The organism is Type-C symbiont of Plautia stali (assembly GCF_059730935.1).
In genome coordinates, this window is record NZ_AP035923.1 from 3,509,278 (window position 1) to 3,529,601 (window position 20,324).

The window sequence follows — 20,324 nt, forward strand, 5'->3', positions numbered from 1 at the left end:
CCCTGGCAATCCCGCTTTCACTGCCTTAAATCAACATTGCAGCACCTGCGCTTCCTTACACTCAACGGCGTTCAGAATCCGGGGGAGGAAATTGTATGGAACTGCTGTGTCCGGCGGGGAATTTACCTGCGCTGAAATCGGCGGTGGAGCACGGCGCTGACGCGGTGTACGTCGGCCTGAAAGATGACACCAACGCCCGCCACTTTGCTGGCCTCAATTTTACCGATAAAAAACTGGCAGAAGCCGCGCGCTTCCTGCATCAGCACCGGCGTAAACTGCACGTGGCGATCAACACCTTCGCCCATCCCGACGGCCTTAACCGCTGGCAAAGCGCCATTGACGTCGCCGCACAGAACGGTGCCGATGCGCTGATTCTGGCCGATATCGCCACGCTGGAGTATGCCGCCAGCCGCTATCCGCAGGTTGAACGTCACCTGTCAGTGCAGGCGTCCGCCACCAATCTGCAGGCCATTCAGTTTTATCACCGCCACTTTGCGCTGAGCCGCGTAGTGCTGCCGCGCGTGCTGTCGATGCACCAGGTGAAGCAACTGGCACGCGAAACGCTGGTGCCGCTCGAAGTATTCGCCTTTGGCAGCCTGTGCATCATGGCCGAAGGCCGCTGCTATCTCTCGTCGTGGCTGACCGGCGAGTCGCCGAACAGCGCGGGTGCCTGTTCACCGGCCAAATTTGTGCGCTGGCAGCAGACGGCACAGGGCATGGAGTCGCGCCTGAACGAAGTGCTGATTGACCGTTACGCCGCCGATGAGAGCGCGGGCTATCCAACGCTGTGTAAAGGACGCTACGAGGTGGATAACCAGCGCTATCACGTGCTGGAAGAGCCCACCAGCCTCAATACCCTGGCGCTGCTGCCAGAACTGCTGCGCGCCAATATCGCGTCGGTGAAAATTGAGGGACGCCAGCGCAGCCCGGCCTATGTGGCGCAGGTGGCTAAAGTGTGGCGTCAGGCGATCGATCGCTGCATGGCCGATCCGCAACAGTTCACGGTGCAGGCGCCGTGGATGCGCGCGCTCGGTGAACTTTCTGAAGGCAGCCAGACCACGCTCGGCGCCTATCACCGCGACTGGCAATAAGGAGACCGTATGAAATACGCCATCGGCCCGGTGCTGTGGTACTGGCCAACCGCCACGCTGGAGCAGTTTTACCAGCGCGCCGCAGAAAGCAGCGCAGAGATTGTCTACCTCGGCGAAGCGGTGTGCAGCAAACGCCGCGCCACTGCGTTCAGTCAGTGGATGGAGATGGGCCGCACGCTGGCGGCCAGCGGCAAACAGGTGGTGCTGAGCACGCTGGCGCTGCTGCAGTCCCCTTCGGAAGTCAAAGAGCTGCGCCGCTATGTTGAAAACGGTGAGTTCTTACTGGAAGCCAACGATATCGGCACCGTGAACATGGCGGCAGAGCGCAAACTGCCGTTTGTCGCCGGTCCCACCCTGAATGTGTATAACGCGCAGACGCTCCAGCTGCTGCTGCAGGAGGGCATGACGCGCTGGTGCATGCCGGTGGAGATGTCACGCGACTGGCTGATTCAGCTGTTGCAGCAGTGCCATGACGCTGGCCTGCGCGACCGGTTTGAGGTTGAAGTGCTCGGCTATGGCCATCTGCCGCTGGCGCTATCGGCGCGCTGTTTTACCGCGCGTTCCGAAAACCGTGCCAAAGATGATTGCCAGACCTGCTGTATTGATTATCCCACCGGGCGCCGCGTGCTGTCGCAGGAGGGCCAGCAGGTATTTGTCCTGAACGGCATTCAGACCATGAGCGGCTACTGTTACAACCTTGGCAACGATCTCGCCGGTATGCATGGCTGGATCGATATTGTGCGCCTGTCGCCGCAGGATGAGAGCACGCTGGCACAGGTTGATCGCTTCCGCGCTAACGAAGCGGGTGAAGCACCGCTGATGATGGCGCGCGGCAGCGACAGCAACGGTTACTGGCGCCGCCTGGCCGGAATGGCGCTGGATAGCGGCGGTTAAAGGCACATTCCGGCTATATTCCTGCCGTTATTAGCAGTTTTAATATGGGTAATGATGCGTAATACTGACTGGTGCAGGTTTACTTATCACCTGCGCCATCCTTTGCTGGAGTACCCATGTCTGAGAAGAAAACTGTTCGCCTGTCCGTGCTGGATCTGGCCCCCATTCCGCAAGGCTCGTCTGCGCGCGATGCCTTCCATAATTCGCTGGCGCTGGCGCGTCAGGCTGAAGCCCTTGGCTTTCATCGCTACTGGCTGGCCGAACACCACAACATGACCGGCATCGCCAGCGCTGCAACGTCGGTGCTGATTGGCTATCTCGCCGCTAACACCGAAACGCTGCGCCTCGGCTCCGGCGGGATCATGCTGCCCAACCACGCACCGCTGGTGATTGCCGAACAGTTTGGCACCCTGGAATCCCTCTACCCTGGCCGTATCGATCTCGGACTGGGCCGCGCGCCCGGCTCCGATCAGCGCACCATGCTGGCGCTGCGCCGTCATCTTTCGAGCGCCCAGGCCGACAGCTTCCCGGAAGATGTGGCCGATCTGATCCGCTGGTTCGATGCCGAAGAGGGCGAGCATCCGCCGGTGCAGCCGGTGCCTGGCCTCGGGCTGAAAATTCCGGTGTGGCTGCTGGGTTCCAGCCTGTATAGCGCGCAGCTGGCGGCGCAGCTTGGTCTGCCGTTTGCCTTTGCTTCGCACTTCGCGCCAGACCTGCTGTTGCAGGCGCTGCACCTGTATCGCGAAAAATTCCAGCCCTCTGCGCGTCTGGCAAAACCTTACGCTATGGTGTGTGTCAACGTGGTGGCGGCAGACAGCGATCGTGATGCGCGCTTCCTGTTCACCTCGATGCAGCAGCAGTTCATTAATCTGCGTCGCGGCAAGCCCGGCCCGCTGCCGGCGCCGGTGGAGAACATGGATAACCTGTGGTCGCCGTCCGAACAGTATGGCGTGCAGCAGGCGCTGAGCATGTCGGTGGTGGGCGATAAAGATAAAGTGCGCCACGGCCTTGCCGCGCTGCTGCGCGAAACCCAGGCGGATGAGATCATGGTCAACGGCCAGATTTACGATCCGCAGGCGCGCCTGCGTTCGTTCGCGCTGGCGATGGAAGCCGCACGCACGCTGTAAGCCTTACTGCGGTGGGGAGAGTCCTTCCGGCCCCACCGCCATCTTGCGCACATCGCGCGCCGGTGACTGGCCATAAAAACGGCTGTACTCCCGGCTGAACTGCGACGCACTCTGATAGCCCACCCGGTAGCCCGCCGTCCCGGCATCCAGCTTCTCAATCATCATCAGCCGGCGCGCTTCGTTGAGCCGCAGCTGCTTCTGATACTGCATCGGCGTCATCGCCGTAACCGCTTTAAAGTGATGGTGCAGCGATGAAATGCTCATGCCAACGCTGCTGGCCAGCTGATCCACCTTCAGCGGCTGATGAAAGTTTTCGCGCAGCCAGCGCGCCGCGCGCGCCACTTTATTGCCTGGGCGCTCGGTCAGCGCCATGTTCAGAATACGCGGCCCTTCCGGCCCGGTCAGCAGGCGATAGAAAATCTCCTGCTCAATCAGCGGTGCCAGCGCGGCGATATCCTGCGGCTGATCCAGCAGCGCCACCAGCCGCATCACCGCATCCACCAGCGGCGGCGCGACTTTATGGACGGTAATGCTGCGTTCTGGGGCGGCGCTGCCAATCTGCTGCGGCGGGAAATGCTCCAGATAGCGCAGCAGGCGCGCTTCGTTGATGGTGATGCCGACGCCAAGACAGGGTTTCTCTGGTGTCGCCAGCACCACGCAGGACTGCACCGGCATGTCCATGGTGACCAGCAGCAGATCGCCCGGCCCGTAATGCATCACATCATCGCCCATGCGCAGTGCTTTCTGGCCCTGGGCCATTAGCGCAAACCCCGCCCAGCTGGCAATATGCGCCAGGCTGGAGGGGTGCGAGCTGCGGCCAAAAGAGAGAAAGTCAATCGCGCTGGCGGTACGCCCATCCTGCTGCGCGTGACGGGCAATCATCGCCACCAGCTGCTGCCACTGTTCCTGATGAATCATGCGTTATGCACTCCGCGATGAAAAATCACTGAATCCCCATTCTTACCTGCCGATGCGGTTGCGCCTAGTCCCTGCGCCACAGATTTGCAGGATCGTGCAAAAAGCTTGCAGGATTGCGCTACCGCACAAAGCGGCAACAGCGCATGCTTTACTCACCCGAAATCTCAGGTGGAGAGAAACAATGCAAGCACTTGAAGGCAAAATTGCGCTGGTGACGGGCGCGTCGAAAGGCATTGGCGCCGCCATCGCCATGAATTTCGCCGCGGCGGGCGCCCGGGTGGTGGTGAATTATCGTCAGGATGAAGCGGGCGCGGCGGATGTGGTGACCGATATCTGCGCGCTGGGAAGCGACGCCATCGCCGTACAGGCCGATATATCCCGTGAAGCTGACGTGCAGCGCCTGTTCGCCAGCAGTATTGCGCAGTTTGGCGCGCCAGACATCGTGGTCAACAACGCCGGCATGTTTCACCATGGCGACTTCGCCAGCCTCAGCGTCAGCGACATGCAGCAGCAGCTCAACGTCAATCTGCTCGGTACGCTGCTGGTGTGCCAGCAGGCGGCGCAGCATTTCCCGGCGCGCGGCGGCTGCATCATTAACCTCAGCGCGCTGAACAGCCAGCGCAGCCTGCCCGGCTCGGTGCTGTGGTCAGCGACTAAAGGCGCAATCGACACCTTAACGCAGGGGCTGGCACGTGAGCTGGGCCCGCGCAACATTCGCGTCAACGCGCTGGCACCGGGGATCATTCTGACCGAAGGGCTGCTGGCAGCGAAAAAAATGAATGCAGAATTTAAAGCGCAGCTGATCGCGGCCACGCCGCTGGGACGCTTTGGCCTGCCGGAGGATGTGGCGCAGGTGGCGCTGTTTCTGGCGTCGGAAGAGTCGGCTTATGTTACCGGTGAGCGGGTGCTGATTGCCGGCGGCGTGTAAAGCCCGCGTTACACATAAAAAAGGACGCTTGCGCGTCCTTTTTATTTTTAAGCGATTAACGCTTATGCATCACGGCGACGTGGTGCAGCTGCGCCTTCGTCGCGACGTGGGCCACGGCCACCTTCACGGCTGAAACGTCCGCCTTCACGACCGCCTTCGCGACGCTCAGAGAAACGACGCGGTGCGCCACCTTCACGGTTGCCACCCTCGCGGTTACCACGACGCTCACCACCGAAGTCACGACCGCCGCTACGACGCTCGGTGCGCTCGTGTGGCTGTGCATCGCCCAGCAGCTGCATATTCATCGGCTTGTTGAGAATACGCGTACGCGTGAAGTGCTGCAGGACTTCACCCGGCATGCCTTTTGGCAGCTCGATAGTGGAGTGAGTACCAAACAGCTTGATGTTACCGATGTAACGGCTGCTGATGTCGCCTTCGTTAGCAATCGCGCCCACGATATGACGCACTTCAACACCGTCATCACGGCCCACTTCAATGCGGTACAGCTGCATTTCGCCAACGTCACGACGTTCGCGACGTGGACGATCGCCACCTTCGCGGCTGTCACGGCTGTCACGACGTGGACGGTCGCCGCCACGCTCATCGCGATCGCGGAATTCACGACGCTGTGGACGTGGTGCATCCGGTGGCAGAATCAGTGGACGTTCGCCCTGCGCCATTTTCAGCAGTGCAGCGGCCAGCGTTTCCATATCCAGCTCTTCTTCTGGCTGCATTTTAGCCAGCAGCGCACGGTACTGATCCAGATCGCTGCTTTCCAGCTGCTGCTGAACTTTGGCAGCGAACTGCGCCAGACGACGCTGACTCAGCAGCTCGGCGTTAGGCAGCTCAACTTCCGGAATAGTCAGCTTCATGGTGCGTTCGATGTTGCGCAGCAGACGACGCTCGCGGTTCTCAACGAACAGCAGCGCACGGCCAGCACGACCCGCACGACCGGTACGGCCGATACGGTGTACATACGATTCGGCATCCATCGGGATGTCGTAGTTAACCACCAGGCTAATACGCTCAACGTCCAGACCACGGGCCGCAACGTCAGTCGCGATCAGGATATCCAGACGACCGTCTTTCAGGCGCTCCAGCGTCTGCTCACGCAGCGCCTGGTTCATGTCACCGTTCAGCGCGGCGCTGTTGTAGCCGTTACGCTCCAGCGTTTCTGCGACTTCCAGCGTGGCATTTTTGGTGCGCACGAAGATGATGGCAGCATCAAAGTCTTCCGCTTCGAGGAAACGCACCAGCGCGTCAGACTTACGACCGTAAGCGGTCCAGTAAGACTGAGAAATGTCCGGGCGTGTAGTGATGCTGGACTGGATGCGCACTTCCTGCGGATCCTTCATGAAACGCTTAGTGATACGGCGAATCGCTTCCGGCATGGTTGCAGAGAACAGTGCGGTCTGATGACCTTCCGGGATCTGCGCCATGATGGTTTCAACGTCTTCGATGAAGCCCATACGCAGCATTTCATCGGCTTCGTCCAGTACCAGACCACGCAGGCTGGACAGGTCCAGGGTACCGCGTTTCAGGTGATCCAGCAGACGGCCCGGGGTACCAACCACGATCTGTGGACCCTGGCGCAGTGCGCGCAGCTGCACGTCATAACGCTGGCCACCGTACAGGGCCACAACGTTAATACCGCGCATGTGTTTAGAGAATTCTGTCATCGCTTCAGCCACCTGAACCGCCAGTTCGCGGGTCGGCGCCAGCACTAGGATTTGCGGTGCGCGGACAGAAGGATCAACGTTGTTCAGCAGCGGCAGCGAGAACGCTGCTGTTTTACCACTACCGGTCTGCGCCATACCCAGCACATCACGGCCCGCCAGCAGGTGAGGAATACACTCAGCCTGGATTGGCGATGGCTTAACGTAGCCCATACCGTTCAGTGATTCGAGGATGTCGGCGTTCAGGCCCAGATCAGCAAAAGTGGTTTGAATATCAGTCATGTAGTACACGTGCCTCTTAGATTGCGGCGGCCAGTCTACATAACTCGTCGTGAAAACTTTCAGTCATTTTCATCAAAAAGTGTGAACCGGCTCAAATTAGAAGTTTTGACGAACAGAAAAGCCCTCACCTGTTCAGGCGATGACTTTACGGGTAAATCAGGCAATAAAAGTTCGTCAGCTATTGCTGGTCAGATTCTGATAAATCGTCTTGTGTCTGGCCGAGTTGCGCCAGTTCCAACAATGCGTATCGGTGTTCAACAAAGTTATTGACGTTGTTGGCCACCGCCAGTTTGAACAACGCTTTCGCGTCGTCCTTCTCCCCCAGACTTAGGTAGTACTTACCTAAATAGAAGTTGGTTTCACTGAGATGTTCAGCGAGCGAGGTGTTATCCGTTGCGTCCGCCTTGAGACGTTCCATCAATGTTTTTTCACTGATGTCGCCCAGGTAGAACTCGACAATATTCCATCCCCATTGGTCCTTAGCCGCCTTGTCGTAACGCTGTTGTAGCGTCACTTTTGCCTTGTCGGCGTCCATCTCGCGTTCAACGAGGTAGAGCCACAGGCTGCGGAACGGATCGTTAGGATCGTCTTGATAAAACGCCAGCAGATCATCTTGCGCTAACTTGTATCGACCGCCGTAATAGAGGGCGATACCACGGTTTAAATGCGCATAGTTGTAAGTTGGATCAAGCTCAAGTACAGAATCAAACGCTTCATAGGCAGCATCAAAATTGCCTGCCTGCGTTAAGTAAATGCCGAGATAGTTAAACACTTCCGGCATATCCGGTCTGATAGACAGCGCTTGCGAGAAATCGTTTCGCGCTAATGCCCTCAGACCCAAACTATCATACAACACTCCGCGCTCATATAACAGCTGTGCGCGTTCATCATCGGTCAGGGCCCGACTGGCAAGAATTTGTTCCATTCGCGCCAGAATAACCTCTTGCTGCAGTGTGGGCTGCAAAGGTACTGCCAGAACTTCGTTCTTACGCCAATTGGAGTTGCTGCATCCTGCCAGCGTGATAGCTGTCGCAACAAAACACCAGCGCAAAAAAGGCTTCATTTCCCACTCCCGAATACAAACATTGGGATAACCATCCTGTCATCCGCCTGCTATGCACAAGGGTTCCCGCCCTCGCGATGATACCCGTCCTGCTTCAGCTGCACTGACACGCTGACCAGCGCGCCACGCATTCCGGGTATACAAACACCGCTCCCCGCCAGCTGGCAGGGAGCGGCTGATCAGGAAAAACGCTTACTCGGCGTCAGGCGTCGTCACCGCAGCGGTTTCTTCTGCTGGCTTCTGCTCTGTCGCTTCTTTGATGCTGAGACGAACGCGGCCCTGACGATCCACTTCCATCACTTTAACTGGCACTTCCTGACCCATCTGCAGGTAATCGGTCACTTTCTCTACGCGCTTGTCGGCGATCTGAGAAATGTGTACCAGACCTTCTTTACCGCCGCCGATCGCCACGAAGGCACCGAAATCAACGATACGGGTCACTTTACCGGCGTAGATACGGCCCACTTCGATCTCAGCGGTGATCTCTTCGATGCGGCGAATCGCTTCTTTGGCTTTCAGGCCGTCGGTCGCTGCGATCTTCACGGTGCCATCATCTTCGATTTCGATGGTGGTGCCGGTCTCTTCGGTCAGCGCACGGATAACTGAACCGCCTTTACCGATGACGTCTTTGATCTTGTCTGAATTGATCTTGATGGTGTAGATGCGCGGCGCGAACTCGGAGATCTCCTGACGCGGCGTGCTGATCGCCTGTTCCATCACGCTCAGAATGTGCAGACGCGCACCCTTGGCCTGGTTCAGTGCCACCTGCATGATTTCGCGGGTGATACCTTCAATTTTGATGTCCATCTGCAGCGCGGTGATACCTTCACGGCTACCGGCTACTTTGAAGTCCATATCGCCGAGGTGATCTTCGTCGCCGAGGATGTCAGACAGCACCACGAACTTCTCGTCTTCTTTCACCAGACCCATCGCGATACCGGCAACGGCCGCTTTGATCGGTACACCAGCGTCCATCAGTGCCAGTGATGCACCGCACACGGAAGCCATAGAAGAAGAACCGTTCGATTCGGTGATTTCAGACACGACGCGCACGGTGTACGGGAACGCATCCTGTTTAGGCATTACTGCCAGCACGCCACGCTTCGCCAGACGGCCGTGACCAATTTCACGACGCTTCGGTGAGCCAACCATACCGGTTTCGCCCACGGAGTACGGAGGGAAGTTGTAGTGGAACAGGAAGCTGTCAGTACGCTCGCCCATCAGCTCATCGAGATTCTGTGCGTCACGCGCGGTACCGAGGGTGGCAGCGACCAGCGCCTGCGTTTCACCACGGGTAAACAGCGCAGAACCGTGGGTACGCGGCAGTACGCCAGTGCGCACGTCCAGACCACGGATCATATCTTTTTCGCGGCCATCGATACGCGGTTCGCCGTTCAGGATACGGGTACGCACCACGTTCTTTTCCAGGCTGTGTACGATGTCACCGATTTCGGCATCATCCAGCGTTTCGTCTTCAGCCAGCAGTGCGGCGATGGTTTCGTCTTTGATGACGCCAACCTGCGCATAGCGCTCCTGCTTGTCAGTGATGCGGTAAGCATCGCTGATGCGCGCTTCGGCCAGGGCGGCAACGCGTGCGATCAGCGCATCGTTCGCCGGCTCTGGCTGCCAGTCCCAGCGTGGTTTGCCGGCTTCGGCCACCAGCGCATTGATGTTTTCAATCACAACCTGCTGCTGGTCGTGGCCGAACACCACAGCACCCAGCATCTGGTCTTCGGTCAGGATGTCCGCTTCAGATTCCACCATCAGCACTGCATTCTGCGTACCGGCAACCACCAGATCCAGACGAGACTGTTTGATCTCATCCGCGGTTGGGTTCAGCACGTACTGATCGTTGATGTAACCGACGCGTGCCGCACCGATTGGGCCGTTGAACGGAATGCCAGACAGTGACAGCGCAGCAGAAGCACCGATCATTGCAACGATGTCCGGGTTAACCTGCGGGTTCACGGATACCACAGTCGCGATAACCTGTACTTCGTTAACAAAACCTTCCGGGAACAGCGGACGCACCGGGCGGTCAATCAGACGCGCAATCAGGGTTTCGCCTTCGCTTGGACGGCCTTCACGACGGAAGAAGCTGCCCGGAATACGGCCAGCGGCGTAAGTACGCTCCTGATAGTTCACTGTCAGAGGGAAGAAGTCCTGACCGGCTTTGGCTTTTTTCTGGCCCACGACGGTAACGAATACCGCGGTGTCGTCCATGCTTACCATTACTGCTGCGGTGGCCTGGCGCGCCATCATGCCGGTTTCCAGCGTGACGGTATGCTGACCATATTGGAATTTGCGTACGATCGGGTTCAGCAAAATTTAAGTCCTTAAATTCGTGGCAAAGCCTGCTCGGCCCGCCGGGGATTACCGATCTTTAGTTGCATCCTCGCGACTAATGACAACCCTTAACCGCCCCTGCGGTAAAGCCTCTCATTAGCCGCGCGAACCTCTGCAAGCAAAGATCACTCTCAGCAACAATACATGAGTTTGGTCCGGATTGCTGCGGATTGCTCGAAAAAAGGGGCCATAAAGGCCCCCTTTTCGCGAAACTCGCACAAATCTGATCGCCAGATGCGGTTTTTTGCATACTGCATGCGCTACATCGTTGATCAGATTCTTCAGACTTAGCGACGCAGACCCAGGCTTTCGATCAGGCTGGTGTAACGTGCAACGTCTTTACGCTTCAGGTAGTCCAGCAGCTTACGACGCTGGGATACCATGCGCAGCAGACCGCGACGGCTGTGGTGGTCTTTCTTGTGCTCAGAGAAGTGACCCTGCAGGTGGTTAATCTGAGCAGTCAGCAGAGCAACCTGAACTTCAGTTGAACCGCTGTCGTTAGCGCCACGACCGTATTTAGCAACGATCTCTGCTTTAGCTTCTACGCTTAGAGACATAATAAACTCCAGTAAAAAATGAATGTATGGGTGCCGATCTCTAATTCAGCAGCCCGCTTTTAAAGCCGCGCTATTCTACTCTTCGCCCGGTAGCAACGCAAATGCGCTGTAACGCCCAGCGGTAATACGCGGTCAGTCGGCAAACTCCACTACCAGACGACGCGGTGCCACGCGACCATCGTCGGCGATTTCCGCCATACCGATAAATTTCTGCTGCTCACCTTCGGTCACCCGCACCAGCCCGCTGGCCGGCGCGTTTTCCGCCTGGACCGGCATGCCCTGTTTGAACCAGGCCGCGACCGGCGTGGGCAGATTGACCGCTGGAAAATCTTCCGCCGGGCTGTCCATCGGCAACAGCAACGCGTCCAGCGGTGCGTAATCCAGCGTTTCCGCCGCATTAACCTGCGCCGCCAGCGTCTGCAGCTGTTCCAGCGTCATCATGCGCGCAATCGGGTAGCGCGCCACCTGCAGACGGCGCAGCATGATTACGTGTGCACCGCAGCCGAGCTTCTCACCTAAATCGTCAATGATGGTGCGAATGTAGGTGCCTTTGGAAACATGAATTTCCAGCTCCAGCTCGTCGCCCTGCCAGCGAATAAACTGCAGTTCAAATACGGTAATCGGTCGCGCTTCACGCGGCACGGTGATGCCTTCGCGCGCATATTCGTACAGCTTGCGGCCCTGATACTTGAGCGCCGAGAACATAGTGGGCACCTGCAGCGTCTCGCCGCGAAAGCTCTCCAGCGCGGCGTCCAGCTCAGCCTGACTGAAGGTCACCGGCCGCGTTTCGACGATATTGCCGTCCGCATCGGAGGTATCGGTGCGCTGGCCCAGACGGGCAATCACGCGGTAACGCTTGTCCGAATCCAGCAGATAGCGGGAAAACTTGGTGGCTTCGCCGAGGCAAATCGGCAGCATACCGGTGGCCAGCGGATCGAGCGCGCCGGTATGGCCCGCCTTGTTAGCATTAAACAGGCGTTTGACTTTTTGCAGCACATCGTTGGAGGATGCGCCCTGGTGTTTATCCAGCAGGAAAACACCGTGGACATCGCGACCACGGCGACGAGGACGACTCATCAGTCCTCCTTGTCGTCTTCCGCCGGGCTTTCACCCCGTCGCTCAGCATCGTTTCTGATCACGTTAGACACCAGATTCGACATGCGCATCCCTTCAATCAGCGAGTTATCGTAGAAGAAGGTCAGCTCTGGCACGATGCGCAGACGCATCGCTTTACCGAGCAGAATACGGATGTAGCCAGACGCTTCTTTCAGCGCTTTGAGGCCATTTTTCACCGCTTCTTCATCCTGGTCGTTCAGGAAGGTCACGAACACTTTGGCATACGCCAGATCGCGTGACACCTCAACGCCAGACACGGTGACCATCATACCCAGACGCGGGTCTTTGATTTCGCGCTGCAGGATGATCGCAATCTCTTTCTGCAACTCCTGCGCCACGCGCTGTGGGCGACCAAACTCTTTCGCCATACTATTTCTCCCAAATAATTCGGGAGGCCAGAGGCCTCCCAAATTGCATCACATCGACCAGCAATTACTCGATGGTGCGTTTAACTTCAATCACTTCGAACACTTCGATCATATCGCCAACGCGAACGTCGTTGTAGTTCTTAACGCCGATACCACACTCCATGCCGTTACGCACTTCGTTGACGTCATCCTTGAAGCGACGCAGAGATTCCAGCTCGCCTTCATAGATAACCACGTTGTCGCGCAGTACGCGGATCGGGTTGTGACGTTTGATGTTGCCTTCGGTGACCATACAGCCGGCAATCGCGCCAAATTTCGGTGACTTGAACACGTCACGGACTTCGGCCAGACCGATAATCTGCTGTTTGAACTCCGGTGCCAGCATGCCGCTCATGGCTGCTTTCACTTCGTCAATCAGGTTATAGATGACGGAGTAGTAGCGCAGGTCAACGTTTTCAGCGTCAATCACGCGACGCGCAGAGGCATCAGCACGCACGTTGAAGCCGAGGATGATCGCGTTGGACGCAGCGGCCAGGGTGGCGTCGGTTTCGGTGATACCGCCCACGCCAGAACCGATAATCTTCACCTTCACTTCGTCGGTGGAGAGTTTCAGCAGCGAGTCGGAGATCGCTTCCACAGAACCCTGTACGTCGGACTTCAGGACGATGTTCAGCTCGGACACTTCGCCTTCGGTCATGTTGGCAAACATGTTTTCCAGCTTGGACTTCTGCTGACGCGCCAGTTTGACTTCACGGAATTTGCCCTGACGATACAGTGCCACTTCACGCGCTTTCTTCTCGTCACGCACCACGGTCGCTTCGTCACCCGCTGCCGGCACACCGGACAGACCGAGGATTTCCACCGGAATCGATGGACCCGCTTCCAGCACTTCGCGACCCAGTTCGTCACGCATCGCACGCACACGGCCATATTCGAAGCCGCACAGTACGATATCGCCCTTGTTCAGCGTACCTTCACGCACCAGCACGGTTGCTACCGGACCACGACCTTTGTCGAGGAACGATTCGATCACCACGCCGCTCGCCATACCCTGACGAATCGCAGTCAGCTCCAGTACTTCCGCCTGCAGCAGAATTGCGTTCAGCAGGTCGTCGATGCCGGTACCGGCTTTCGCCGAGACGTTAACGAACATGTTCTCGCCGCCCCACTCTTCCGGAATGATACCGTACTGGGTCAGCTCGTTCTTCACGCGATCCGGATCGGCTTCTGGCTTGTCGATCTTGTTCACTGCCACGACCACCGGCACACCGGCTGCTTTCGCGTGCTGGATAGCTTCGACAGTCTGCGGCATCACGCCATCGTCAGCCGCCACCACCAGGATAACGATATCCGTGGCCTGCGCACCACGTGCACGCATTGCGGTAAACGCGGCGTGGCCCGGGGTGTCGAGGAAGGTGATCATGCCGTTATCGGTTTCAACGTGATACGCACCGATGTGCTGGGTAATCCCGCCCGCTTCGCCGGAGGCGACTTTGGTGGAGCGGATGTAGTCCAGCAGCGAGGTTTTACCGTGGTCAACGTGACCCATGATGGTCACGACCGGCGCACGGCTTTCCTGCGCAGCATCGGTATCACGATCGTCCATTACCGCTTCTTCCAGCTCGTTCTCGCGGCGCAGGATCACTTTGTGACCCATCTCTTCGGCCACCAGCTGGGCGGTTTCCTGATCGATAACCTGGTTGATGGTCGCCATGGCACCCATCTTCATCATCGCTTTAATAACCAGCGAGCCTTTCACCGCCATTTTGTTGGCCAGTTCGGCAACGGTGATGGTTTCGCCAATGATGACGTCACGGTTCACCGCCTGAGCAGGTTTATTGAAGCCCTGCTGCAGCGTGCTTGGTTTACGATGTTTGCCACCTTTACCGCCGCGTACCTGAGCACGCGCTTCTTCACGGTCAGTTTTGGCTTCAGAGTGCTTGTTGCCTTTTTTGGCCGGACGCGCTGCCTTGGTGGTGCGGGTGCGACCACGACCACCTTCGACTTCGCGATCGTTTTCGTCTTCTGCCTGACGGGCATGAGTTGAAGTGGTGACGTGGTAGTCGCCCTTATCTTCTTCCTCTGGTTTTTCCCATTCAGCGGCTTTCTCTTCGGCCAGACGACGGGCTTCTTCCGCCGCGCGGCGCGCATTCTCTTCCAGCTTACGGCGCGCTTCTTCTTCCGCTTTACGCTTCAGTTCGGCGGCTTCAGCTTCACGACGGGCTTTGTCAGATTGCGCAGCCTTGGTCATTTCGTCGGTAGGTTGATTAGTCACTTTCTCATTTTCCGCTGCTTCACGCTTAGCCTTGTCAGCGGCTTCGCGCTTGGCTTTCTCTTCGGCTTCACGTTGCGCTTTTTGTTCAGCTTCGCGACGGGCTTGTTCTTCAGCCTCGCGACGCGCCTGCTCTTCCGCTTCACGCTGCGCCTCAGCTTCTGCTTCCGCCTGAGCTTGCTCAGCGTCGGCATCACCTTTCACGTATGTGCGCTTTTTGCGGACTTCGATTTGCACCGACTTACTTTTACCCCCGGTGCCTGGAATATTCAAGGTGCTGCGCGTTTTGCGCTGCAACGTCAGTTTGCCTGAACCGGTCTGACCGTGCTCACGATTCAGGTGGGACAGTAAGGTCTCTTTCTCTTGCTGGGATACGGCGTCGTTTTCAGACTTACGGATCCCTGCATCAGCAAATTGCTGTACCAGGCGATCGACCGGAGTCTGAATTTCGGCGGCCAGCGATTTTACGGTTACATCTGTCATGCTGTTCCTTCCTGTTATTACGCGTCATCGCCGAACCAGCAGATATTACGTGCAGCCATAATCAGCGCACCGGCTTTCTCATCATCCAGCCCTTCAATATCTGTCAGATCGTCAACACCTTGCTCAGCGAGATCTTCCAGCGTGCAAACGCCTTTTGACGCCAGGCGATACGCCAGCGCACGATCCAGGCCTTCAAGATTCAGCAGGTCCTCAGCAGGTTCCTGATTACCAAGGCTCTCTTCTTTCGCTAATGCCAGGGTGGTTAACGCATTTTTTGCTCGTTCACGCAGGGCTTCAATGGTCTCTTCGTCGAGGCCGTCGATTTCCAGCAGCTCGTTGATTGGCACGTAAGCCAATTCTTCCAGCGAAGAGAAGCCCTCTTCCACCAGAACGGTGGCGAACTCTTCGTCGATGTCGAGATGTTTAGTGAACATATCGATCGCTGCATGGGCTTCGGCCTGATGCTTCGCCTGCAGATCATCGACGGTCATCACGTTCAGCTCCCAGCCGCTCAGCTGGGATGCCAGACGCACGTTTTGGCCATTACGGCCAATCGCCTGAGCCAGATTGCCGGCTTCAACAGCGATATCCATGGTGTGATTGTCTTCATCCACCACAATTGACGCCACATCGGCAGGTGCCATGGCGTTAATCACGAACTGTGCCGGGTTGTCGTCCCACAGCACGATATCAATACGCTCGCCGCCCAGCTCGCTGGACACCGCCTGCACGCGCGCACCGCGCATACCGACGCAGGCACCGACCGGATCGATACGTTTGTCGTTAGTTTTTACCGCAATTTTGGCGCGTGAACCCGGATCGCGCGCTGCCGCTTTGATCTCGATAACTTCTTCGCCAATCTCCGGCACTTCAATGCGGAACAGTTCGATCAGCATCTCCGGTTTGGAGCGGGTAACGAACAGTTGCGCACCACGCGCTTCCGGACGCACGGCATACAGCACGCCGCGAATACGGTCACCCGGGCGGAAGTTTTCACGCGGCAGCATGTCTTCACGTACAATCACCGCTTCGGCGTTGTTGCCGAGATCCAGTGAAATGTTGTCGCGATTCACTTTCTTCACCACGCCGGTGATGATTTCGCCTTCCTGCTCGCGGAACTGATCGACCACCATCGCGCGCTCGGCTTCACGCACTTTCTGGACGATAACCTGTTTCGCGGTCTGCGTGGTGATACGGTCGAAGGTGACAGATTCGATCTGATCTTCAACATAATCGCCCAGATTGAAGGCTTCATCTTCAAAGCGTGCTGCTTCCAGCGTGATCTCGCGCGTTGGCTGCGTGACTTCTTCTACAACCACCCAGCGACGGAAGGTGTCGAAATCGCCGCTGCGACGGTCAATGCTGACGCGCACGTCGATTTCCTGCTCATACTTCTTCTTGGTCGCAGTGGCCAAAGCGCTCTCCAGCGCTTCGAAGATTTTCTCACGCGGCAGGGCTTTTTCGTTAGAAACGGCTTCTACTACAGCTAAGATCTCTTTGTTCATCCTGGTTAGCCTCAATCCGGACTTTTAAAAGTGGGGGACCAGGTTCGCTTTCTGAATGTTGCTCAGCGCGAACACTTCATCGTTACCCTCAACGGTTACCGTGATCATCTCGCCTTCGACAGACTTGATGATGCCCTGCCATTTACGGCGGTTCTGCACGGCCATACGCAGTACCAGGCTCACCTCTTCGCCAGCGAAACGCGCATAGTGCTCCGCGGTGAACAGAGGGCGATCGAGACCCGGTGAGGAAACTTCAAGGTTGTAAGCCACCGTAATAGGATCTTCCACATCCATTACAGCGCTGACCTGGTGGCTAACATCGGCGCAATCATCAACATTGATACCCTCTTCACTATCAATATAGATGCGCAAGGTTGATGTGCGACCACGAATGAACTCGATACCGACCAATTCGTAGCCAAGCGCTTCTACCGGAGCAGAGATCAACTCTGTCAACTTTTGCTCTAATGTGGACAAGCCCACCCCCAAGACATAAAAAAAGGGCCTAAAGCCCAGTGTTACGATTTCCTGATAACAAAAAACCCCGAAAATTCGGGGCTTTTTGTGACTGGACCCTGTATGCCGCGATGCGGCTTCGGCACACCATCCAGCAGAATTTTTTTCAAAACTGACTGCGGATGCGTCCGTCGATGCATACAGTATATTTGAAAAAGAACTCTAAGGGAAAGTGGTTGCGGGGGCCGGATTTGAACCGACGACCTTCGGGTTATGAGCCCGACGAGCTACCAGGCTGCTCCACCCCGCGTCCGAAAACGTGGCGAATATTACGCCGATCTTGCGAAAAATGCAAGTTATACTGAGATTTGGTACCGAGGACGGGACTTGAACCCGTAAGCCCAATCGGGCACTACCACCTCAAGGTAGCGTGTCTACCAATTCCACCACCTCGGCACTTCACTGACTGCGACGATACGATGTCGCTTTAGCGCTGACGATCTTACTGCGGGATATCATTGCCCGGCGTGGCCGGTTTAGCTGGCTGAGTCTGCTGTTGAGACTGAGCCGGCGCGCTGAGGTTTTCCCACTCGCTTCCTTTGGAAGTCTTGTTACTGTTCAGATTGCCCAGAATCAGACTGATAATGAAGAACAGCGTAGCCAGTACTGCGGTCATGCGAGTCATGAAGTTACCAGACCCGGTTGAACCGAACAGCGTACCAGAAGCGCCTGCACCGAATGAGGCTCCCATATCAGCGCCTTTGCCTTGCTGCAGCATGATCAGACCAACGAGGCCAATCGCTACAATAAGGAAAACAACCAACAGAGCTTCGTACATAATCAACCTGTTTCCTTGCGCGTTATCCGCACAGTTAAAGCTTCAACCAATATTGACGGGGAGTCTCGTCATCACCCATCAGAAGCGGGTGTGAATACTAACCAAAGGCGCATACCTCTGCAAGCGCAATTTACACGAAGTTTTGCGATTGCGGAAAAAAGCGCCATCCCGGTGATTTTACAGGCGGAAAGCAGCAAACTGACCGCCCGTAACGCGGTTAAACCGCTTTTACCGCATCGGCAATTTTGTGCGCCAGTTCGGTTACCTGCGCCTCATCCTCGCCTTCCACCATCACGCGAATCAGCGGCTCGGTGCCGGATTTACGCAACAGCACGCGCCCGCGCCCGGCCAGCGTTTTTTCCACCTCTGCGGCAGCCGCTTTGACGCTGTCGCTCTCCAGCGGATCGTGGCTGCCGCTGAAACGCACATTCACCAGCACCTGTGGTAGCATCTTCATGCCGCTGCACAGATCGTGCAGACTCATGTGGTTGCGCACAATCGCAGTAAGTACTTGCAAACTTGCTACGATGCCGTCACCGGTGCTGATTTTATCCAGCAGGATCACGTGGCCGGAGTTCTCCGCGCCCATGCGCCAGCCCTTCTCCTGCATTTTTTCCAGCACGTAGCGGTCACCCACTTTGGCGCGGGTAAATGGAATCCCCAGCTGTTTCAGCGCCAGCTCCAGCCCCATGTTGCTCATCAGCGTGCCGACCACGCCGCCACGCAGCTGGCCCTGACGCAGCGCTTCACGCGCAATGATGTAGAGAATCTGGTCGCCATCCACCTTCTGTCCAAGATGATCCACCATCATGATGCGGTCGCCGTCGCCGTCATAGGCCAGGCCGAGATCGGCTTTTTCATCCAGCACGCGCTGCTGCAGCTGACGCAAATCGGTAGCGCCGCACTCTTTGTTGATGTTCATGCCGTCCGGCTGCACGCCAATCGCAATCACCTTCGCACCCAGTTCACGCAGCACATTCGGCGCAATGTGATAGGTCGCGCCGTTGGCACAGTCCACCACGATCTTCAGCCCGTTCAGGCTCAGCTCGCTGGGGAAAGTGCCTTTGCAGAACTCGATGTAGCGCCCGGCGGCATCGACGATACGGCTGGCACGGCCCAGCTCAGCGGACTCGACGCAGGTCAGCGGCTTCTCCAGCTCCAGCTCAATGGCGGCTTCGACGTCGTCGGGCAGTTTGGTGCCTTCGGCAGAGAAGAATTTGATGCCGTTGTCGTCAAACGGGTTGTGCGACGCGGAGATCACGATGCCCGCCTCGGCGCGGAAGGTGCGCGTCAGGTAGGCAATGGCCGGCGTAGGCATCGGGCCGGTGAAAGCCGCAGACAGCCCGGCAGCCGCCAGACCGGCTTCCAGCGCCGATTCCAGCATGTAGCCGGAAATACGGGTATCTTTACCAATTAATACCTTGCGCGAGCCGGAACGGGCCAGCACTTTGCCGGCAGCAAAACCCAGCTTCAACACAAAGTCCGGGGTAATGGGCGCTTCACCCACTTTGCCGCGAATCCCATCCGTACCGAAATATTTACGATCGCTCATGCCTTTATCCTTTTGCTCTCCGTGTCGCCTCGACGATGCGCATCGCTTCGACAGTTTCTTTAACGTCATGCACGCGAATAATCTGCGCGCCCTGCATGGCGGCGATCACCGCGCAGCTCAGGCTGCCGGTCAGACGCTGTGCCGGGCCGACGTTTAACAGCTGGCCAATCATCGACTTACGCGACATGCCCACCAGCAGCGGCAGACCGTGATGGTGAAAATCACTGAGATGCGCCAGCAGCTCATAATTGTGGCTGAGATTCTTACCGAAACCGAAGCCCGGGTCGAGCAGCAGACGCTCTTTTTTAATGCCGGCCGCTTCACAGCGCGCAATCTGCGCAGCGAAGTAAGCGTCCACTTCGCTTACGATATGCTGATATTCAGGTGCCTGCTGCATGGTGCGCGGTTCGCCCTGCATGTGCATCAGGCATACCGGCAGACCAGTATCTGCGGCGGCCTGTAACGCACCCGGCTCGGACAGCGAGCGGATATCGTTGATGATGTGAGCGCCCACTCGCGCGGCTTCGCGAATCACTTCTGCTTTTGACGTATCCACCGAAATCCACACTTCAAAGCGCTGCGCAATGGCTTCCACCACCGGGATCACCCGCGCCAGTTCCTCTTCCACTGAGACTTCATCGGCACCGGGACGGGTTGATTCGCCGCCCACATCGATAATCGTGGCACCGGCATTCACCATCTCGTTGGTGTGCGTGAGCGCGTCGACCAGCGTGTTGTGCGTTCCGCCATCAGAAAAGGAGTCCGGCGTGACATTTAAAATTCCCATCACATGGGGAAACGACAGATCGAGATGGGTATCACGGGCGTACAACTTCATGGCGAAAATCTCCC

At 57.3% G+C, this 20,324-nt stretch carries 18 protein-coding genes and 2 tRNA genes; 4 read left to right on the top strand and 16 right to left on the bottom strand.

The window, feature by feature from the left end:
* The first annotated feature begins 95 nt into the window (after positions 1 to 95).
* The 3 genes from ubiU to AC6I7J_RS16625 all read left to right on the top strand — a co-directional run bounded on the left by ubiU (position 96) and on the right by AC6I7J_RS16625 (position 3,112).
* A complete protein-coding gene (ubiU, locus tag AC6I7J_RS16615; protein ID WP_498006213.1) occupies positions 96 to 1,091 on the top strand; it encodes a ubiquinone anaerobic biosynthesis protein UbiU in 996 nt (331 codons plus the stop codon).
* A gap of 9 nt (positions 1,092 to 1,100) precedes the next feature.
* Positions 1,101 to 1,985, top strand: coding sequence for a U32 family peptidase (locus AC6I7J_RS16620; RefSeq protein WP_058770682.1), 885 nt, complete (start codon positions 1,101 to 1,103; stop codon positions 1,983 to 1,985).
* A 116-nt stretch (positions 1,986 to 2,101) separates the two neighbouring features.
* Positions 2,102 to 3,112, top strand: coding sequence for a luciferase-like monooxygenase (locus AC6I7J_RS16625; protein WP_021507693.1), 1,011 nt, complete (start codon positions 2,102 to 2,104; stop codon positions 3,110 to 3,112).
* A 3-nt stretch (positions 3,113 to 3,115) separates the two neighbouring features.
* Here the strand turns inward: AC6I7J_RS16625 and AC6I7J_RS16630 are convergent, their stop codons facing one another.
* On the bottom strand, positions 3,116 to 4,030 hold the full coding sequence (locus AC6I7J_RS16630) for an AraC family transcriptional regulator (protein WP_059009545.1): 915 nt from the start codon (positions 4,028 to 4,030) through the stop codon (positions 3,116 to 3,118).
* Between the two features lie 181 nt (positions 4,031 to 4,211).
* Between AC6I7J_RS16630 and AC6I7J_RS16635 the strand changes: the two genes are divergently transcribed.
* Complete coding sequence (locus AC6I7J_RS16635; RefSeq protein ID WP_498006215.1) at positions 4,212 to 4,958, top strand: SDR family NAD(P)-dependent oxidoreductase; 747 nt, start codon at positions 4,212 to 4,214, stop codon at positions 4,956 to 4,958.
* A 62-nt stretch (positions 4,959 to 5,020) separates the two neighbouring features.
* Here AC6I7J_RS16635 and AC6I7J_RS16640 read toward each other — a convergent pair whose 3' ends face one another.
* The 15 genes from AC6I7J_RS16640 to folP form a co-directional block, all read right to left on the bottom strand.
* Positions 5,021 to 6,916, bottom strand: coding sequence for a DEAD/DEAH family ATP-dependent RNA helicase (locus AC6I7J_RS16640; RefSeq protein WP_058759574.1), 1,896 nt, complete (start codon positions 6,914 to 6,916; stop codon positions 5,021 to 5,023).
* Positions 6,917 to 6,932: 16 nt separating this feature from the next.
* On the bottom strand, positions 6,933 to 6,989 hold the full coding sequence (gene yrbN, locus AC6I7J_RS16645) for a protein YrbN (RefSeq protein ID WP_098053093.1): 57 nt from the start codon (positions 6,987 to 6,989) through the stop codon (positions 6,933 to 6,935).
* A 105-nt stretch (positions 6,990 to 7,094) separates the two neighbouring features.
* Positions 7,095 to 7,979: a lipoprotein NlpI gene (gene nlpI / locus AC6I7J_RS16650; RefSeq protein WP_021507697.1), complete on the bottom strand. Its 885-nt coding sequence runs from the start codon at positions 7,977 to 7,979 to the stop codon at positions 7,095 to 7,097.
* A gap of 192 nt (positions 7,980 to 8,171) precedes the next feature.
* Positions 8,172 to 10,304 carry a polyribonucleotide nucleotidyltransferase gene (pnp, locus tag AC6I7J_RS16655; protein ID WP_058770684.1) on the bottom strand — a complete coding sequence of 711 codons (2,133 nt, stop codon included), beginning with the start codon at positions 10,302 to 10,304 and terminating at the stop codon, positions 8,172 to 8,174.
* Between the two features lie 308 nt (positions 10,305 to 10,612).
* Positions 10,613 to 10,882, bottom strand: a complete 270-nt coding sequence (rpsO, locus tag AC6I7J_RS16660) for a 30S ribosomal protein S15 (RefSeq protein ID WP_010615981.1) — start codon at positions 10,880 to 10,882, stop codon at positions 10,613 to 10,615.
* Between the two features lie 132 nt (positions 10,883 to 11,014).
* The gene (gene truB, locus AC6I7J_RS16665) at positions 11,015 to 11,959 is read right to left on the bottom strand and encodes a tRNA pseudouridine(55) synthase TruB (protein WP_498006217.1); all 945 of its coding nucleotides are present in this window, start codon (positions 11,957 to 11,959) and stop codon (positions 11,015 to 11,017) included.
* Positions 11,959 to 12,366, bottom strand: a complete 408-nt coding sequence (gene rbfA, locus AC6I7J_RS16670) for a 30S ribosome-binding factor RbfA (protein WP_021507701.1) — start codon at positions 12,364 to 12,366, stop codon at positions 11,959 to 11,961. Before rbfA ends, truB begins: the two co-directional genes overlap by 1 nt.
* A gap of 64 nt (positions 12,367 to 12,430) precedes the next feature.
* Positions 12,431 to 15,121 (bottom strand): translation initiation factor IF-2, encoded by a 2,691-nt coding sequence (gene infB / locus AC6I7J_RS16675; RefSeq protein ID WP_021507702.1) that lies wholly within the window; start codon positions 15,119 to 15,121, stop codon positions 12,431 to 12,433.
* A 17-nt stretch (positions 15,122 to 15,138) separates the two neighbouring features.
* On the bottom strand, positions 15,139 to 16,626 hold the full coding sequence (nusA, locus tag AC6I7J_RS16680) for a transcription termination factor NusA (RefSeq protein ID WP_021507703.1): 1,488 nt from the start codon (positions 16,624 to 16,626) through the stop codon (positions 15,139 to 15,141).
* Positions 16,627 to 16,650: 24 nt separating this feature from the next.
* The gene (gene rimP / locus AC6I7J_RS16685) at positions 16,651 to 17,103 is read right to left on the bottom strand and encodes a ribosome maturation factor RimP (protein WP_031279732.1); all 453 of its coding nucleotides are present in this window, start codon (positions 17,101 to 17,103) and stop codon (positions 16,651 to 16,653) included.
* A 212-nt stretch (positions 17,104 to 17,315) separates the two neighbouring features.
* Positions 17,316 to 17,392, bottom strand: a tRNA-Met gene (locus AC6I7J_RS16690).
* Positions 17,393 to 17,451: 59 nt separating this feature from the next.
* Positions 17,452 to 17,538 (bottom strand) — tRNA-Leu (locus tag AC6I7J_RS16695).
* A gap of 46 nt (positions 17,539 to 17,584) precedes the next feature.
* Complete coding sequence (secG, locus tag AC6I7J_RS16700) at positions 17,585 to 17,920, bottom strand: preprotein translocase subunit SecG (protein WP_010617340.1); 336 nt, start codon at positions 17,918 to 17,920, stop codon at positions 17,585 to 17,587.
* 217 nt (positions 17,921 to 18,137) lie between these two features.
* On the bottom strand, positions 18,138 to 19,472 hold the full coding sequence (gene glmM, locus AC6I7J_RS16705) for a phosphoglucosamine mutase (protein ID WP_021507705.1): 1,335 nt from the start codon (positions 19,470 to 19,472) through the stop codon (positions 18,138 to 18,140).
* Between the two features lie 4 nt (positions 19,473 to 19,476).
* Complete coding sequence (gene folP / locus AC6I7J_RS16710; protein WP_021507706.1) at positions 19,477 to 20,310, bottom strand: dihydropteroate synthase; 834 nt, start codon at positions 20,308 to 20,310, stop codon at positions 19,477 to 19,479.
* Positions 20,311 to 20,324 lie beyond the last annotated feature (14 nt).

What these genes read in the sequence shown, in the direction of transcription:
- ubiU (WP_498006213.1), top strand. Translation starts at nt 96, where the DNA reads ATGGAACTGCTGTGTCCGGCGGGGAATTTACCTGCGCTGAAATCGGCG.
- AC6I7J_RS16620 (WP_058770682.1), top strand. Translation starts at nt 1,101, where the DNA reads ATGAAATACGCCATCGGCCCGGTGCTGTGGTACTGGCCAACCGCCACG.
- AC6I7J_RS16625 (WP_021507693.1), top strand. Translation starts at nt 2,102, where the DNA reads ATGTCTGAGAAGAAAACTGTTCGCCTGTCCGTGCTGGATCTGGCCCCC.
- AC6I7J_RS16630 (WP_059009545.1), bottom strand. Translation starts at nt 4,030, where the DNA reads ATGATTCATCAGGAACAGTGGCAGCAGCTGGTGGCGATGATTGCCCGT.
- AC6I7J_RS16635 (WP_498006215.1), top strand. Translation starts at nt 4,212, where the DNA reads ATGCAAGCACTTGAAGGCAAAATTGCGCTGGTGACGGGCGCGTCGAAA.
- AC6I7J_RS16640 (WP_058759574.1), bottom strand. Translation starts at nt 6,916, where the DNA reads ATGACTGATATTCAAACCACTTTTGCTGATCTGGGCCTGAACGCCGAC.
- nlpI (WP_021507697.1), bottom strand. Translation starts at nt 7,979, where the DNA reads ATGAAGCCTTTTTTGCGCTGGTGTTTTGTTGCGACAGCTATCACGCTG.
- rpsO (WP_010615981.1), bottom strand. Translation starts at nt 10,882, where the DNA reads ATGTCTCTAAGCGTAGAAGCTAAAGCAGAGATCGTTGCTAAATACGGT.
- truB (WP_498006217.1), bottom strand. Translation starts at nt 11,959, where the DNA reads ATGAGTCGTCCTCGTCGCCGTGGTCGCGATGTCCACGGTGTTTTCCTG.
- rbfA (WP_021507701.1), bottom strand. Translation starts at nt 12,366, where the DNA reads ATGGCGAAAGAGTTTGGTCGCCCACAGCGCGTGGCGCAGGAGTTGCAG.
- infB (WP_021507702.1), bottom strand. Translation starts at nt 15,121, where the DNA reads ATGACAGATGTAACCGTAAAATCGCTGGCCGCCGAAATTCAGACTCCG.
- nusA (WP_021507703.1), bottom strand. Translation starts at nt 16,626, where the DNA reads ATGAACAAAGAGATCTTAGCTGTAGTAGAAGCCGTTTCTAACGAAAAA.
- secG (WP_010617340.1), bottom strand. Translation starts at nt 17,920, where the DNA reads ATGTACGAAGCTCTGTTGGTTGTTTTCCTTATTGTAGCGATTGGCCTC.
- glmM (WP_021507705.1), bottom strand. Translation starts at nt 19,472, where the DNA reads ATGAGCGATCGTAAATATTTCGGTACGGATGGGATTCGCGGCAAAGTG.
- folP (WP_021507706.1), bottom strand. Translation starts at nt 20,310, where the DNA reads ATGAAGTTGTACGCCCGTGATACCCATCTCGATCTGTCGTTTCCCCAT.